This is a genomic window from Micromonospora sp. DT47, from assembly GCF_049844475.1.
Lineage (GTDB): Bacteria > Actinomycetota > Actinomycetes > Mycobacteriales > Micromonosporaceae > Micromonospora.
In genome coordinates, this window is sequence record NZ_JBNCLC010000007.1 from 213,705 (window position 1) to 227,497 (window position 13,793).

Here is a 13,793-nt window from a genome sequence, read left to right on the forward strand (position 1 = left end):
CGATCCGTACGCCATGGTGGCCGGCATGGACGGTGACGCGGCGCTGGTGGTCCAGCGGGTCCGGGTCCGGTGGGGATCGCGGGCGCGGGGCGCGCCGGACGCCGCTCTGCGGCGGTCGATCCCGCAGGCGTACCGCCTGCCGCAACCGCCGGACGAGCGGATCCTCGTGCACGAGGTCCTCGCCGACGAGACGACGGGCTACCAGCCGGTGGCGACGCTGAGCACCGGCGCGGAGGCGGCGCGGGAGGCGGGGCTGTGGATCGAGCTGGCGGACGGTCGCGCGGTGGTGGACCGACTGCCGGGCCGCGCGGCCTACCCGCTGCGGCGGATCAGCGTCCAGCTCTTCACCCTCGAGCCTGGTCAGGTCGGGCGGTACCGCGCCAACTTCCGGTTCACCGGGTGCGCCTGCGCCCCGGCGTGGCACTTCGAGCAGTGGACCGTCCACGTCGCGTACGCCGTCGCGCGCCCGGAACTGTTCCTCAACCCGACGTACGCCCGGGACGTGGACGACCGGGTCCACCTGTACGGCGGCACCGCACGCCGCGGCTAGCCGGTCACGCGGCAAGCACCGGGCGGCGCATCGCCACCCGGTCGGCCGGGTCCAGCCCCATCGCCGCCTCCGCCGCCAGCACCTCCGCCAGCCCGGCGGTGAGGTCGGCGGAGGAGAGCGCCACGAAGCCGCAGCGGGCGTAGTAGGGCGCGTTCCACGGCACGGAACGGAAGGTGGTCAGGGTCAACGCGGGCAGCTTTCGCGCGGCGGCCCAGCCCGCGACGTGGTCCAGCAACCGCCGCCCGACGCCCCGCCGGGCGTGGTCCGGGTGCACGCTGATCTGCTGGACGTGGACGCAGTCGTCGACGAGGTCCGCCACGGCGAAGGCGATCGGCCGGTCCCCGGCGTCGACCACCACCCACACCCGGCCGGCCCGCTGACAGGCGGCGAAGACTTCGAGCGCGAGCGGTGGGGCGTCGGCGATCTCGACCATGCCGATGTCCCGGAACGGCGCCCCGGAGGCGACCTCGATCCGTTGCAGGTCAGCCAGTTCGTCCGCCTTCGCCGTTCTAATCCGCTCCACGGCCGCTGACTCCACCACAGGACGGGGCCGGCGACCAGTGAATTGGCGGGAGCGCAGGTCAGGACGTCGGTACGCCGTTCCAGGCGTAGCTGCCTCCGCTGGTCGGGCGGTGTGACCGAGGTCGCCCTGGCCGGGGCCACGGACGGCGACGCCGTCGGCCTAGCGTCAGGCCGTGACCGTCAACGTCGACGCATCAGGTCAGCCGCCCACGCCCGACCTCGACACGGTCCGGGCGGCGGTGGCCCGCCAGGCCGAGCGGGTCACCGCCGGCATCGACGACATGCCGCGCTACCTCGCCGCCCAGGTCGCCGACGAGTCCCACCGCGAGGTGACCGGTCCGCTGCTGCCGGGCACCGGGGCGAGCGGCGTCGTCCGTCACCGCGGCGAGGTCATCGCCACCTGGGGCGACCCGGCCAAGCCCGAGATGCTGTTCAGCGGCACCAAGAGCGTCCTGGCCACCCTCGCGGGCCTGGCCTTCGACCGGGGCCTGCTCGCCCCGGACGCGTTGCTGCTCGACACGCTCGACCATCCGATCCTCACCCGGCTGCGGCTGGACGGGATCACCTGGGAGCACCTGCTCCAGCAGACCAGCGGCTGGAGCGGCGAACTGTGGGGCAAACCGACCGGAGTGGACGCGCAGAGCCGGCGCGAAGGCTTCGAACGAGAAGGCCCGCCCGGCACCGGCTGGGCCTACAACGACGTCCGGGTGAATCTGCTCTGCCTGGCGCTGACCCTGCTGTTCCGCCGCCCCCTCGACGACGAGCTGCGGGAGTCCGTGCTCGATCCGCTCGGCGCGTCCCGCTCCTGGTCCTGGCACGGGTACGCCGACTCGGTCGTGGACATCGGCGGGCGCCCTGTGCCGGTGGTCAGCGGCGGGGCGCACTGGGGCGGCGGCCTGTGGATCTCCGCCGCCGACCTGGCCCTGCTCGGCGAGCTGCACCTGACCGGCGGCCGGTGGCAGGGCCGGCGGCTGCTGAGCGCCGGATGGGTCGCCCGGGCCTGGTCGCCCTGCGCGCTCAACCCGGACTACGGCTACCTCTGGTGGCGCAACGACGCTGGACGGATCCAGCCCGGCGCCCCGACCAGCGGGCGCTGCGCGCGCGGCAATGGCGGCCGGCACCTGCTCTGGGTCGATCCCGACCGCGACCTGGTGATCACTTCGCACTGGGGTGACCAGGTGGCCGATCTGATCGCGGAGCTGTCCACGGCCGTCCCGGTGACGCCGCCGCGCTGATGAACCGGGCCACCGCCTCGCCGATCCCACCGCCGGGCCGGCTGCGTACCCTGGCGCTGGCCACCCTGGCCAACACTGTCGGCTCGGGGCTCTGGCTGACCGGCGCCGCCCTCTACCTCACCCGGGACGTCGGGCTGAGCGCCGCCTCGGTCGGGCTCGGGCTGACCGTCGCCGGCCTGGTCGGGCTCACCGCCAGTGTCCCGCTCGGCGCCCTGGCCGACCGGCGCGACCCGCGTACGCTGCGGGCGCTGCTGCAACTGCTCCAGGCCGCCGTCGCCGCGTCCTACCTGCTGGTCGGCTCATTCCCGGCGTTCCTGGCGGTGGCGGTGCTCGACGCGCTGCTCACCTCCGGCAACCTGGCGGTCCGCGCCGCGCTGGTCGCCGCCGTCGGCGGACCCGAGGGGCGGGTGCACGCCTTCGCCACCCTACGCGCGGTGGCGAACGTCGGCATCGCCGTCGGCGCCGGGCTGGCCGGGTTCGCCCTGGCGGCCGACACGCACCTGGCGTACCAGGTGCTGGTGGTCGGCGACGCGATCACCTATCTGGTCTCGGCGGCGCTGCTGCTGCGCCTGCCGGCCTACCCGCCGGCACCGCCCGGGACACGGGTAGGGGCGCCGCGCCGGGGACGGGCGCTGCGGGACGGGCCGTTCCTGGCGGTCAGCGGGGCGTCGGCGGTGCTGGCGCTGCACTGGACGGCGCTCACCCTGGTCGTGCCGCTGTGGACGGTGAGCCGCACCGGCGCACCGCCGGTCGTGGTGTCGGCGGTGCTGCTGGTCAACACGGTGCTCACCGTGCTGCTGGCGGTGCGGTTGTCCCGGGGCGTGGACGCCGCCGTCCCGGCCGCCCGGGCGATGCGCCGCGCGGGACTGGTGTTGGCGGGGGCGATGCTGCTCTACGCGGCCACCGCCGGCACGCCGGCCGTGCCGGCGACCGGCCTGCTGCTGCTCGCCACGGCCGTCTACACCGTCGGCGACCTGTGGCACGGCACCGCCGGGGCGGGACTGGCGTACGGCCTGGCGGCGCCGGACGCGATCGGGGCGTACCAGGGGGTGGACGGGCTGCTCGCCGACCTGGCCCGGGCCGCCGGGCCGGCGCTGCTGACCTGGGCGGTCCTGGACGGCGGCGGCGCCGGTTGGATCGGGCTCGCCGCGCTCTTCGCGCTGGTTGGCCTGGGCATCCCGGCGCTGACCCGCCGGGCCGTCGCCACCCGGGACGACCCCGTGGTCCCCACCGCCGGCGGACACGCCGCGCATCGACCCTCACCGCTGTAGCAGCATGTCTGCCATGACCGATCAGGAGACCCTCACCCTCCGCCCCGGCGCCGCGGCCGACGCGGCCACCGTGCTGCGGCTGCTCGACGCCGCCACCGCCTGGCTGGTGGCCCGGGGTCGTACCGGTCAGTGGGGCACCGAGCCGGCTTCCGGCGATCCGCGCCGGATCGCCCAGGCCGAGAGCTGGGCTGCGGGCGGGGGCCTCTGGCTGGCGGTGCTGGGCGACGCCCCGGTCGGCGCGCTGGTGGTCGGCGGGGCGACCGACTACGTTCCCCCGCCCACCGAGCCGGAGCTGTACGTCAACCTGCTGGTCACCGACCGGGCACACGCCGGTCGGGGGATCGGGGCCCGGCTGCTGACGCACGCGGCGGAGCTGGCCCGCGAACGCGGCCTGGGTCTGCTCCGGGTGGACTGCTACGCCGGCGCCGACCGGGCGCTGGTCCACTTCTACGAGAGCTGCGGCTTCACCGCCACCGACCCGTTCAAGGTGGAGCGGCCCGGCCGTGAGCCGTGGCCCGGCCAGGTGCTCGCCCGCCGCCTGCCCTGAGCCGGTCGGCTCAGCCGATCTCCTCGTCGACGAAGCACCAGCGCCAGGCCTCCCCCGGCTGGATCGAGCGCATCACCGGGTGCCCGGTGGACTCGAAGTGCTTCGACGCGTGCTGGTACGGCGAGGAGTCGCAGCAGCCGACGTGCCCGCAGCTCAGGCAGGCGCGCAGGTGCACCCAGTCGTCGTTGCCGATGGCGACGCAGTCCGGGCACTCCTGCGTGGTCCGGGGCTCGGCGGCGCCCGCCTCGGCCAGGTGCTTACAGCTCATTCGGTCTCCTGTCGCAGCAACGACTCCTCCAGGTCCAGGTCACGATAGGCCCGCACCAGGACCTCCTCGGGGATCCGGCCGGCGTCCCGCGCCGAGCGGAACACCTCCCGCTCGGCGTCGATCATCTCCTGTCGCAGCCGACCGTACGCCTGGGAGGGGGTTTCCCGCTCGGCGCCGCCCAGCCGCTCCCAGGCCAGGTTGCTGCGGCTCTGCACCAGTCCGCGCAGCCGCTCGACCACGGCCTGGGGCGCCCCCTCCGCCAGCGCGTCGAGGCGCTCCCGCGCCGCCCGGCTGGCCTGCTGCTGCACCGCCGCGGCGGTGAGCGCGTCCTGCACCGGGTCGTCCGACGGCAGCTTCAGTCGCCGGGCCACCGTGGGCAGGGTGGCGCCCTGCACGACCAGGGTCACCACGATCACCGCGAACGCCAGCCAGATGAACAGCGCCCGCGGGTACGGCCGGTCCCCGGACAGGGTCAGCGGCAGCGCCAGCGCCGCGGCCAAGGTGACCACTCCGCGCATCCCGGCCCAGCCGATGATGATCGGCATCTGCACCGGCGGGGCGGGATCGCGGCGCCGCACCCGGGGCACCAGCCGGGCCAGGTAGGTGGCCGGGAAGACCCAGACGAACCGGGTCAGGAAGACCGCGAGCAGCACCGCGACGGTGATCCCGGCCAGCCGGCCGAACGGCTCGTCCAGGTCGCGGACCACCTCGCGCAGTTGGAGGCCGACCAGCAGGAAGACCAGCCCCTCCAGCAGGAACCGGGTCAGCCGCCAGAACGCCCCGATCTGGAGCCGGGAGGCGGCCGACAGCAGCAGCGGCATCTTGTGGCCGATGCCCAGGCCGGTCACCACCACCGCGACCACCCCGGAGGCGTGGATCCCCTCGGCGGCGAAGACCACCGCGAACGGCACGATCAGCGACAGCGCGTTGTCCAGCAGCGGGTCGGCGGTCCGCTTGTGCAGGAAGCCGAAGACCACCACGCCGAGCAGGCCGACCAGGATGCCGCCACCGGTGGCGACCAGCACCTCCCGGGCCACGTCGCCCACCCCGACGCTCCCGGTGGCGGTGGTCGCGGCGATCGTCGCCACCCGCAGCAGCACCAGCGCGGTCGCGTCGTTGACCAGACTCTCGCCCTCGAGGATCGTCACGATCCGCCGGGGCAGCCCGACCTTCCGGGCCACCGCGGTGGCGGCGACCGCGTCGGGCGGCGCCACCACCGCGCCGAGCGCCAGGCAGATCGCGTACGGCAGGTCGGGCAGGAGCAGGTGCACGACGGTGCCCACCACGAACGCGGTGAACAGCACCAGCCCCACCGCCAGCAGCAGGATCGGCCGCAGGTTGAGCCGGAACGCGGGCACCGAGGTCTCCAGCGCCGCGACGTACAGCAGCGGCGGCAGGATGCCCACCAGCACCAGGTCCGGGTCCAGCCGGACCTGGGGGACGCCGGGCAGGAAGGAGAGCCCCAGGCCGAGCACGACCAGCAGGATCGGCGCGAGCAGGCCGAGCCGGCGGGCCAGCGCCGCGCCGAAGGTCGCGATCGCGAGGAAGACCACGACCTCGAACAGAGCTTCCATGGGGTACGAGCCTAGGCCCCCCCGGGTTTCCGCCGTGATTAACCGGCGGTGCGCAGCTTCGGCAGCACCTCAGCGCCGAACGTGTCGATGAAGGACCGCTGCTCCTGCCCGACGTGGTGCAGGGCGATCTGGTCGAAGCCGAGTTCCAGGTACTCCTCCAGCCAACCGACGTGCCGGCCCAGGTCGGCGGAGACGTTGACGGAGGAGGTGACCTTCTCCATCGGCACCTCCTCGCTGACCACGTCGAAGTGCTCGGCGGTGTCCAGGTCCCAGCAGATCGGCGGGGGGAAGACGTTGCTGCGCCACTGGTCGTACGCGATCGCCTCGGCCTCGGCCTGCTCTGGCGCCCAGCTGACGTGGACCTGCAGGTGCAGCGGGCCGCGGCCCCCGGCGCCCCGGTACGCGTCGACCATCTCGCGCAGGTGGGCGGTGGGGGCGTTGACGGTGATCAGACCGTCCGCCCACTCGGCGCACCAGCGGGCGGTGGCGACGCTGACCGCCGCGCCGATCAGCGCCGGCGGCTGCTCCGGGCGGGTCCAGAGCTTCGCCCGGTCCACCCGGACCAGGCCGTCGTGGCTGACCTCCTCGCCGGCCAGCAGCGCCCGGATCACGTCGACGCACTCGCGCAGCCGCGCGCTGCGCACGTCCTTGCGCGGCCAACCGTCGCCGGTGATGTGCTCGTTGCTCGCCTCGCCGGTGCCGAGCGCGGCCCAGAACCGGCCCGGGTACATCGCGCCGAGGGTGCCGATGGCCTGGGCGATGATCGCCGGGTGGTAGCGCTGCCCCGGCGCGTTGACCACGCCGAAGGGCAGGTTGGTGGCCTGGAGGGCGGCGCCGAGCCAGGACCAGGCGAAGGCGGACTGCCCCTGCCGGGCGCTCCACGGCGAGAAGTGGTCGGACGACATGGCCGCCTTGAAGCCGGCCCGTTCGGCGTGGATCACCGCCTCCAGCAGCTTGGCGGGATGGATCTGCTCGTGCGAAGCGTGGAAGCCGAACACCGTCATGGCGACTGTCCCTACCCATGACGGTGTCCGGTTAAAGCTGCCTACTACTCCGATTGCGCACCCGCACCGGCCGAGGCGGCGCCCTCCCCCACCCAGACCGTCTTGATGTTGCAGAACTCCCGCATGCCGAGCGCCGAGAGCTCCCGGCCGTAGCCGGAGTTCTTCACCCCGCCGAAGGGCAGCTCCGGATAGGACGTGGTCATCCCGTTGATGAACACGTTGCCGGCGGCCAGGTCGGTGGCGAAGCGCTCCTGCTCGTCCGGGTCCCGGGTCCAGGCGTTCGAGCCGAGGCCGAAGCTGGTGCCGTTGGCGACCTCGATCGCCTCGGAGTACGACGACACCCGGAAGAGCCCGGCGACCGGCCCGAAGACCTCCTCCGACCACATCCGCATCTGCGGCGTCAGGTCGGTGACCACCGTCGGCGGGTAGTACCAGCCGTCGCCCGAGGGCAGCTCGCCGCCGCAGAGCACCGTGGCGCCGTTGTCCACCGCGTCCTGCACCTGGGCGTGGATCTCGTCCCGGCCCTTCTCGCTGGCCAGCGGCCCCACGTCGGTGTTCTCGTCCATCGGGTCGCCGACCCGCAGGGCGGACATGTTCGCGGTGAACCTCTCGGCGAAGGCGTCGAAGACGTCGGTGTGCACGATGAACCGCTTGGCGGCGATGCAGGACTGGCCGTTGTTCTGGCAACGGGCGGTGGTGGCCACCTCGGCGGCCCGGTCCAGGTCGGCCGAGGGCATCACCACGAACGGGTCGCTGCCGCCGAGCTCCAGCACCGTCTTCTTCACCTCCCGGCCGGCGATCTGGGCGATCGAGCGGCCCGCGCTCTCGCTGCCGGTCAGGGTGGCGGCGCGGACCCGCGGGTCGCTGAGGATCCGGTCGACGGCCTCGGAGCCGACCAGCAGGGTGGTGAACGCGCCCTCCGGGAAGCCGGCCCGGCGGAACACGTCCTCCAGGTAGAGAGCGGTCTGCGGCACATTGGAGGCGTGCTTGAGCAGGCCGGTGTTGCCGGCCATCAGCGCCGGCGCGGCGAACCGCATCACCTGCCAGAGCGGGAAGTTCCACGGCATCACCGCGAGCACCGGCCCGATCGGCTGGTAACGGACGACCGCCCGGGTGGCCTTCACCGCCCGGGCGTCGGCCGGTTCGTCGTCGAGCATCTGCTCCGCGTTCGCGGCGTAGAAGCGGCAGGTGGTGGCGCACTTGGTGACCTCGGCCTTTGCCGCGGCGTACGTCTTGCCCATCTCGGTGGTCATCAGCCGGGCGGTCTCGTCCCGCTCCGCGTCGAGCAGGTCGGCCGCGGCGTTCATCCACTGCGCCCGTTGGGCGACCGTGGTGCGGCGCAGGTCGCGGAAGGCGAGATCGGCCCGCTCGATGGCGGCGTCGATCTGCTCGTCCGACATCGGGTCGTACGACTTGAGCACCTGCCCGGTGGCGGGGTTGGTGGTGGCGATGGGCATTCTCGTACTCCTGTCACTCGAAGAGCGAGTGGCGCTTGCCCCGCTCCTCACGGTGCCGGGCGGCGCGACGGCGCTGGATGACGACCAGGTCGACCACGGCGACCACGGCGAAGAGCGCGCACGCCACGCCGAGCCAGGCCACGCCGATCCGGAACGCCACGATCGCGAAGACGGTCATGGTGACCAGGCCGAACAGGGCCAGCACGAGCCGGAGGTTCAAGGCGCTGTACGCGTGGCCGACCGTGCCACGGGCGCGCCGGGGCTGCGATCTCGTCATTTCTTCGGGCTACCCCCGGAGGGGCGCGGCTAACCGGTCCCCGCCGCCGGGTGGCCGCCGGGCCGACGTCCGCCGGGTCGGGAGCCCGGCCGGCCGGGTCCGGTGATCCCGGCCACGGAGCGGGTATGCCTGGATGCGACCGGCCGGTGGGTTGCGTTACACCGGTGCGCCGCGACCGGGCCGACACCGGTGATGGCGGGAAGGATGAGGGGCATGGCCATGACCCACGCGGTGCCGGTGACCGTCGCGATCGCCCGGCGCGCCGATCCCACGCGCACCAGCGAGATGGTCGCGTGGATGCGGGCGGGCACGGCGCTGGCCGAGGCCTTCCCGGGCTTCCTCGGCGCCGGCTGGGTGCAGAGCGCTCCCGGCTCGCCGGAGTGGCACATGCTCTACCGCTTCGCCGACTCCGAGACGTTGCACCGCTGGGAGGAGTCGCCGCAGCGGCGCTGGTGGCTGACCTCGGCGCAGGGCATCGTCGAGCACAACCGGGTGGAACGGCGGACCGGGATCGAGGGGTGGTTCGATCCGCCGGTGGACCACGTGGTCGAGACGCTGGCGGCGGGTACCGGCGAGCCGGCCGTCCCGGTCACCCCGCCGCGGTGGAAGCAGGCGGTCACCATCTGGCTGGCGTTCTTCCCGTTGAGCCTGACCGCCACCCTGCTCACCGCGCAGTTCATCGGCGGGGTGCCGCTGGCCGTACGGACGCTGGTCATGACGCTCTGCCTGACCCCGCTGATGACCTACCTGGTGCTGCCCCGGATCACCCGGGCCCTGCACTGGTGGCTGCACGGGCAGCGACCGCCGTGGCGGGCAGCGCGCTGAACCCTGGCAACGGCTGCGGCCGCCGGCTGGCGGCTCAGGACGGGGGCCGGACAGCGTTCCGCCGCGCCCGGACGGCCCGGGCGCGGCGGAGTGGTCGGACGACGGTCAGGCGCGGCGGGGTTGCGGCACCCCGCCGCCCCGGTAGTGCGTCCGGGCCCGCCCGGCGAGGTCCTTGGTCGCCGACGAGTTGGCCCAGGTGCCGAGGATGATCGCGGCGCCGGGCACGACCTTGGCGAACAGCCGCTTGGCCGCCCGGACGCCCGGCATCCGGGCCAGCCGGACGCCGAGCTGGAGCATCACCTTGCCGAGCGGGTTCTGCGCTCCGTGGCCGAAGAGCGCCCCGGCGCGCTCGCGGCCCGCCGCCACACCGAGGGCCAGCCGGGCGCTTTCGGCGACCTTGTGCACCTTCTGCAGCACGAGCAGGTCGGTGGCCCGGTCCGGGTGGACCGGGTCGGCGCCGTACGCGGCGGCGACGTGCAGCACCAGCCGCGCCTGGGTCCAGGCCAGCACGCCGACGTCGATGACCGCGCCCGGCAGTCCGGCCACGCCGGAGACCGCCCCGGAGAGGCGGGCCCGGTTGACGAACTTCCGTACCGCCTGCTCGGCGAGGTCGTCGGCGGAGACGTCCGGCCGCTCGGCGCGGGCCCGTGCCGCCCAGGCGGCGGCCTCCGGCCCCAGCCGGCGGACCGCCTCCAGGGCGAGGTGCTCCGGGGCGTACTGCGGGTCCTCCCGCATCCGGTCCCAGAGGTTGGCCGGCGGCGCCTCCGGGGCGTCGGCCGGGTCACCGGTCAGGCCGGCCGCGGGTGTCGCGGTCGGGGTCGCCGCCGGCTGCGGGGTGGGGACGGTGGGCCCGTCGTCGACGGGCACGGCGTCGGTCACGGAGGCTCCCGGTGGAGTTGTCGGACGGGTCGTCAGCGGCGGCGGCCGGAGAGCTTGGTGGCTATCTGCCGGAGCTTGGCCTGGTTCTTCGGCTTGGCCAGCTCACGCCGACCCCGGTCGACCAGCTGCTGCCCCCGCGGCGACCGCAGGAACGCCCTGATCCTCTGCATCAATGCCGACATGTCATCCTCCGTTTGGTGATCCTCCCCCATGTGTACCCGCAACCGTCAACCGAGAATCTGTCTTTGCTGCGGGTCAGCTGAGGATGGCGTCGACGACCTCGGTGGCCCGCCACTCGTGCTGGGCGTACGCGTCGGGGAACGCGGAGACCTGCACGGCCTGGGCGGCGAGGGTCAGCGGCAGGTCCTGCCAGCCCGGGATCGTCAGCAGCACGGTGAGGAAGGCCTCCGTGGCGAACTCCGGGTCCATCAACTGTCCGACCTCGCCCCAGCCGCTGCTGGGGCGCTGCTGGAACAGCCCGACGGAGTCGTGGTCCCAGCCGATGGCCTGGTGCCGGTACTCCTGCGACTCGGGGAGCACCCCGCTGGCGTAGTTGTAGAGGTTGCTCTCCTGCATCGCGGTCGCCACCGCGATGACCAGCGCCTGCCGCGGCACGCCCATCTTCCGGCCGGCCTTCACGATCGCCTTGGCGTTGTCCATCTGGGCCTCGTCGAGGCCGGCCACCGGGGCGATCCGCTTCGGCTTCGGCTTCGGCTTCGCCTTGGGCTTGGCCTTCTTGGTGGCGGTCGGGGTCGGGGAGGCGGTCGGGCTGGCGGCGGCGGGGGTGGTGGGGGTCGCGGTGATCGGGGGCCGGTCCATGCTCCGGGAGGCGGGGTCCTCCTGGGCGCGCTCGGCGAGCGCCGGCCGGGCGTCCACCGGGTCGAGCCGGTCGGCGGGCAGGCTCTGCACGCCGGCGAAGGCCGCGACGCCGAGGCAGGAGACCACGCCGGCGGCCAGCGCCACCCGGCGCGGGCCGCGGATCAGGGGGTTAGCGAGGCCGCCGAGACGGGTACGGAGGGAGGGGGTCGCCACGGTCTCGCCAAAGACGCCGACCTGAACGGACGAGGTAATATCGTCCGAACGGCCAGTCGTGCCTTCGGGGGCGGGCTGGTCGTCGATGGTGCCGTCGTCACGCATTTGACGAGGCTAGGCAGGCCGACCGGCGGTCACCCACCGCCACAGAGTGGCGCTGCCCACAAACCGGTGCCGCGGATCCGGACATCCGCCGCTGGCCGGACGCGCCTGCGGACAGAAGCGGCGAGCCGGGCTGATCCGACATGTCGGTGGCGGTCGGCCGGACGGGAACGCCGAGGGAGCAATCTCCCGACCCGATCTCATGATCCCTCACCTCCACCGTTCGGAGGATCGGCTCGTGGGCCGGACGACGGCAGACCCCCGGATGATCGTTGAATTGCGATGCTTTCTCCGCTTTTGATCACCCGGTTACCGGCGGATCTCCCGCTGGTGGAATGGATGACGGCTGCGGGTACGTTCCCCGAACCGGGTGCCGTGCACGCGCGGCAGCCCGTACGCGTTTCCTCAGGAGGTCCGGACCGGTGCTCGACCCACACGAGCTGTACCAGCTCACCGACGATCTGCCCGACCTCGGCCAGCCGGTGCTGATCCAGGCGCTCACCGGCTTCGTCGACGCCGGCAACGCCAGCCGGCTCGCCCGGGAGCAGCTGCTGACCTCGCTCGAGTCGCGGCCGATCGCCACCTTCGACGTCGACCAGCTCTTCGACTACCGCTCCCGCCGCCCGGTGATGACCTTCGTCGAGGACCACTGGGAGCACTACGACGCGCCCGAGCTGGCCCTGCACCTGCTGCACGACGACGACGAGACCCCGTTCCTGCTGCTCACCGGCCCCGAGCCGGACCTGCAGTGGGAGCGGTTCGTGGCCGCCGTGAGCGGGCTCGCCGTCCGGCTCGACGTCCGGCTCACCGCGGGTTTCAACTCCATCCCGATGGCGGTGCCGCACACCCGGCCCACCGGGGTGACCGCGCACGCCACCCGGCGCGAGCTGATCGCCGGCTACGAGCCGTGGCTGCAGCGGGTGCAGGTCCCCGGCAGCGTCGGGCACCTGCTGGAGTACCGGCTCGGCGAACAGGGCCGGGACGCCATCGGCTTCGCCGCGCACGTGCCCCACTACGTCGCCCAGACCGAGTACCCGGCCGCCGCCGAGGTGCTGCTCTCCTCGGTGTCCCGCACCACCGGGCTGCTGCTGCCCAGCGACACCCTGCGTACCGCCGCCGAGGTGGTCCGGGTCGAGATCGACCGCCAGGTCGCGCAGACCGACGAGGCCGCCGCCCTGGTCCAGGCCCTGGAAGAGCAGTACGACGCGTTCGCCCGCGGCCGCGGCGAGAAGAACCTGCTCGCCGCCGAGGCCGGCCCGCTGCCCACCGCGGACGAGCTCGGCGCCGAACTGGAGCGCTTCCTGGCCGAGCAGACCCGCCCGGGCGACACCCCGGGGAGCTGACCCGGCGGGTCGGGGCAGGATGCGGCAGGCTGAGGTCATGCGCCTGGCGACCTGGAACGTGAACTCGGTGAAGGCCCGCCTGCCCCGGCTGCTCGACTGGCTGGCCACCACCGGGCCGGACGTGGTCTGCCTGCAGGAGACCAAGTGCCCCGACGGCGCCTTCCCGGTCGCCGAGGTGGGCGAACTCGGCTACGAGGCGGCCAGCCACAGCGACGGCCGGTGGAACGGGGTGGCGATCCTGTCCCGGGTCGGCCTGGCCGACGTGGCCGTCGGCTTCCCCGGTGAGCCGGGCTTCCCCGAACCCGAGGCCCGGGCCATCGCCGCCAGCTGCGGCGGGGTCCGGGTCTGGTCGGTGTACGTCCCGAACGGCCGCACGCCGGAGGACCCGCACTACGCGTACAAGCTGGCCTGGTTCGCCGCGCTGCGGGACGCGCTGGAACCGGAGCTGGCCGTCGGTGCCCCGGTGGCGGTCTGCGGGGACTTCAACGTCGCCCCGACCGACGACGACGTCTGGGACCCGGCACTCTTCGTCACCTCCACCCACGTCACCCCGGCCGAGCGGGCGGCCCTCGCCGCCCTGCGCGACCTCGGGCTCACCGACGTGGTGCCCACCCCGATGAAGGGGCCGCACCCCTACACCTACTGGGACTACCGGGCCGGGATGTTCCACCAGAACAAGGGCATGCGGATCGACCTGGTGTACGCCTCCGCGCCGTTCGCCCGCGCGGTCACCTCGGCGTACGTCGACCGGGAGGCCCGCAAGGGCAAGGGCCCGTCCGACCACGCCCCGATCGTGGTCGACGCCGACCTGGTGCCGGCCGTCGAGTCGTTCTGACCCACCCGGGACGCCGGCCGGGGCTTGCCGGGTGCGCCGCGGTCGTCGGCCGGGCCGCGCGGGACCGGTCCA

Annotated in this window: 16 protein-coding genes; 7 read left to right on the forward strand and 9 right to left on the reverse strand. The window is 73.8% G+C overall.

Annotated features, from left to right (window positions below; genetic code table 11):
• The first annotated feature begins 25 nt into the window (after nucleotides 1-25).
• On the forward strand, nucleotides 26-550 hold the full coding sequence (locus ACLQ2U_RS14015) for a hypothetical protein (protein WP_425751046.1): 525 nt from the start codon (nucleotides 26-28) through the stop codon (nucleotides 548-550).
• A gap of 4 nt (nucleotides 551-554) precedes the next feature.
• On the opposite strand, the gene ACLQ2U_RS14020 is transcribed toward ACLQ2U_RS14015, so the two are convergent.
• Entirely contained in the window at nucleotides 555-1,088 is a 534-nt protein-coding gene (locus tag ACLQ2U_RS14020) for a GNAT family N-acetyltransferase (RefSeq protein ID WP_425751047.1), read from the reverse strand.
• Nucleotides 1,089-1,245: 157 nt separating this feature from the next.
• On the opposite strand from ACLQ2U_RS14020, the gene ACLQ2U_RS14025 reads away from it, so the two are divergent.
• From ACLQ2U_RS14025 to ACLQ2U_RS14035, 3 genes are read left to right on the forward strand one after another with little or no spacing between them, the layout of a single operon-like run.
• On the forward strand, nucleotides 1,246-2,307 hold the full coding sequence (locus ACLQ2U_RS14025) for a serine hydrolase domain-containing protein (protein WP_425751048.1): 1,062 nt from the start codon (nucleotides 1,246-1,248) through the stop codon (nucleotides 2,305-2,307).
• Nucleotides 2,307-3,578: an MFS transporter gene (locus ACLQ2U_RS14030; RefSeq protein ID WP_425751049.1), complete on the forward strand. Its 1,272-nt coding sequence runs from the start codon at nucleotides 2,307-2,309 to the stop codon at nucleotides 3,576-3,578. The genes ACLQ2U_RS14025 and ACLQ2U_RS14030 overlap by 1 nt, the downstream gene beginning before the upstream one ends.
• 13 nt (nucleotides 3,579-3,591) lie before the next feature.
• Entirely contained in the window at nucleotides 3,592-4,125 is a 534-nt protein-coding gene (locus ACLQ2U_RS14035; RefSeq protein ID WP_425751050.1) for a GNAT family N-acetyltransferase, read from the forward strand.
• Between the two features lie 10 nt (nucleotides 4,126-4,135).
• Here ACLQ2U_RS14035 and ACLQ2U_RS14040 read toward each other — a convergent pair whose 3' ends face one another.
• The 5 genes from ACLQ2U_RS14040 to ACLQ2U_RS14060 are packed head-to-tail and all read right to left on the reverse strand — an operon-like array spanning nucleotide 4,136 to nucleotide 8,705.
• Nucleotides 4,136-4,393: a UBP-type zinc finger domain-containing protein gene (locus ACLQ2U_RS14040; RefSeq protein WP_425751051.1), complete on the reverse strand. Its 258-nt coding sequence runs from the start codon at nucleotides 4,391-4,393 to the stop codon at nucleotides 4,136-4,138.
• A complete protein-coding gene (locus ACLQ2U_RS14045) occupies nucleotides 4,390-5,967 on the reverse strand; it encodes a Na+/H+ antiporter (protein ID WP_425751052.1) in 1,578 nt (525 codons plus the stop codon). The genes ACLQ2U_RS14040 and ACLQ2U_RS14045 overlap by 4 nt, the downstream gene beginning before the upstream one ends.
• 38 nt (nucleotides 5,968-6,005) lie before the next feature.
• The gene (locus tag ACLQ2U_RS14050) at nucleotides 6,006-6,971 is read right to left on the reverse strand and encodes a TIGR03885 family FMN-dependent LLM class oxidoreductase (RefSeq protein WP_425751053.1); all 966 of its coding nucleotides are present in this window, start codon (nucleotides 6,969-6,971) and stop codon (nucleotides 6,006-6,008) included.
• Nucleotides 6,972-7,015: 44 nt separating this feature from the next.
• Entirely contained in the window at nucleotides 7,016-8,428 is a 1,413-nt protein-coding gene (locus tag ACLQ2U_RS14055) for an NADP-dependent succinic semialdehyde dehydrogenase (protein WP_425751054.1), read from the reverse strand.
• A gap of 13 nt (nucleotides 8,429-8,441) precedes the next feature.
• Entirely contained in the window at nucleotides 8,442-8,705 is a 264-nt protein-coding gene (locus tag ACLQ2U_RS14060; RefSeq protein WP_425751055.1) for a DUF6343 family protein, read from the reverse strand.
• 213 nt (nucleotides 8,706-8,918) lie between these two features.
• Here ACLQ2U_RS14060 and ACLQ2U_RS14065 point away from each other — a divergent pair, with 213 nt between their 5' ends.
• A complete protein-coding gene (locus ACLQ2U_RS14065) occupies nucleotides 8,919-9,530 on the forward strand; it encodes an antibiotic biosynthesis monooxygenase (protein ID WP_425751056.1) in 612 nt (203 codons plus the stop codon).
• A gap of 105 nt (nucleotides 9,531-9,635) precedes the next feature.
• On the opposite strand, the gene ACLQ2U_RS14070 is transcribed toward ACLQ2U_RS14065, so the two are convergent.
• The 3 genes from ACLQ2U_RS14070 to ACLQ2U_RS14080 form a co-directional block, all read right to left on the reverse strand.
• The gene (locus tag ACLQ2U_RS14070; RefSeq protein WP_425751057.1) at nucleotides 9,636-10,409 is read right to left on the reverse strand and encodes a hypothetical protein; all 774 of its coding nucleotides are present in this window, start codon (nucleotides 10,407-10,409) and stop codon (nucleotides 9,636-9,638) included.
• Between the two features lie 32 nt (nucleotides 10,410-10,441).
• Nucleotides 10,442-10,591, reverse strand: a complete 150-nt coding sequence (locus ACLQ2U_RS14075) for a hypothetical protein (RefSeq protein WP_425751058.1) — start codon at nucleotides 10,589-10,591, stop codon at nucleotides 10,442-10,444.
• A gap of 73 nt (nucleotides 10,592-10,664) precedes the next feature.
• Nucleotides 10,665-11,546, reverse strand: a complete 882-nt coding sequence (locus ACLQ2U_RS14080; RefSeq protein WP_425751059.1) for a peptidase M23 — start codon at nucleotides 11,544-11,546, stop codon at nucleotides 10,665-10,667.
• 419 nt (nucleotides 11,547-11,965) lie between these two features.
• Here ACLQ2U_RS14080 and ACLQ2U_RS14085 point away from each other — a divergent pair, with 419 nt between their 5' ends.
• Entirely contained in the window at nucleotides 11,966-12,886 is a 921-nt protein-coding gene (locus ACLQ2U_RS14085) for a proteasome assembly chaperone family protein (protein ID WP_425751060.1), read from the forward strand.
• Nucleotides 12,887-12,923: 37 nt separating this feature from the next.
• Nucleotides 12,924-13,721: an exodeoxyribonuclease III gene (locus tag ACLQ2U_RS14090; RefSeq protein ID WP_425751061.1), complete on the forward strand. Its 798-nt coding sequence runs from the start codon at nucleotides 12,924-12,926 to the stop codon at nucleotides 13,719-13,721.
• The last annotated feature ends 72 nt before the right edge of the window (nucleotides 13,722-13,793 follow it).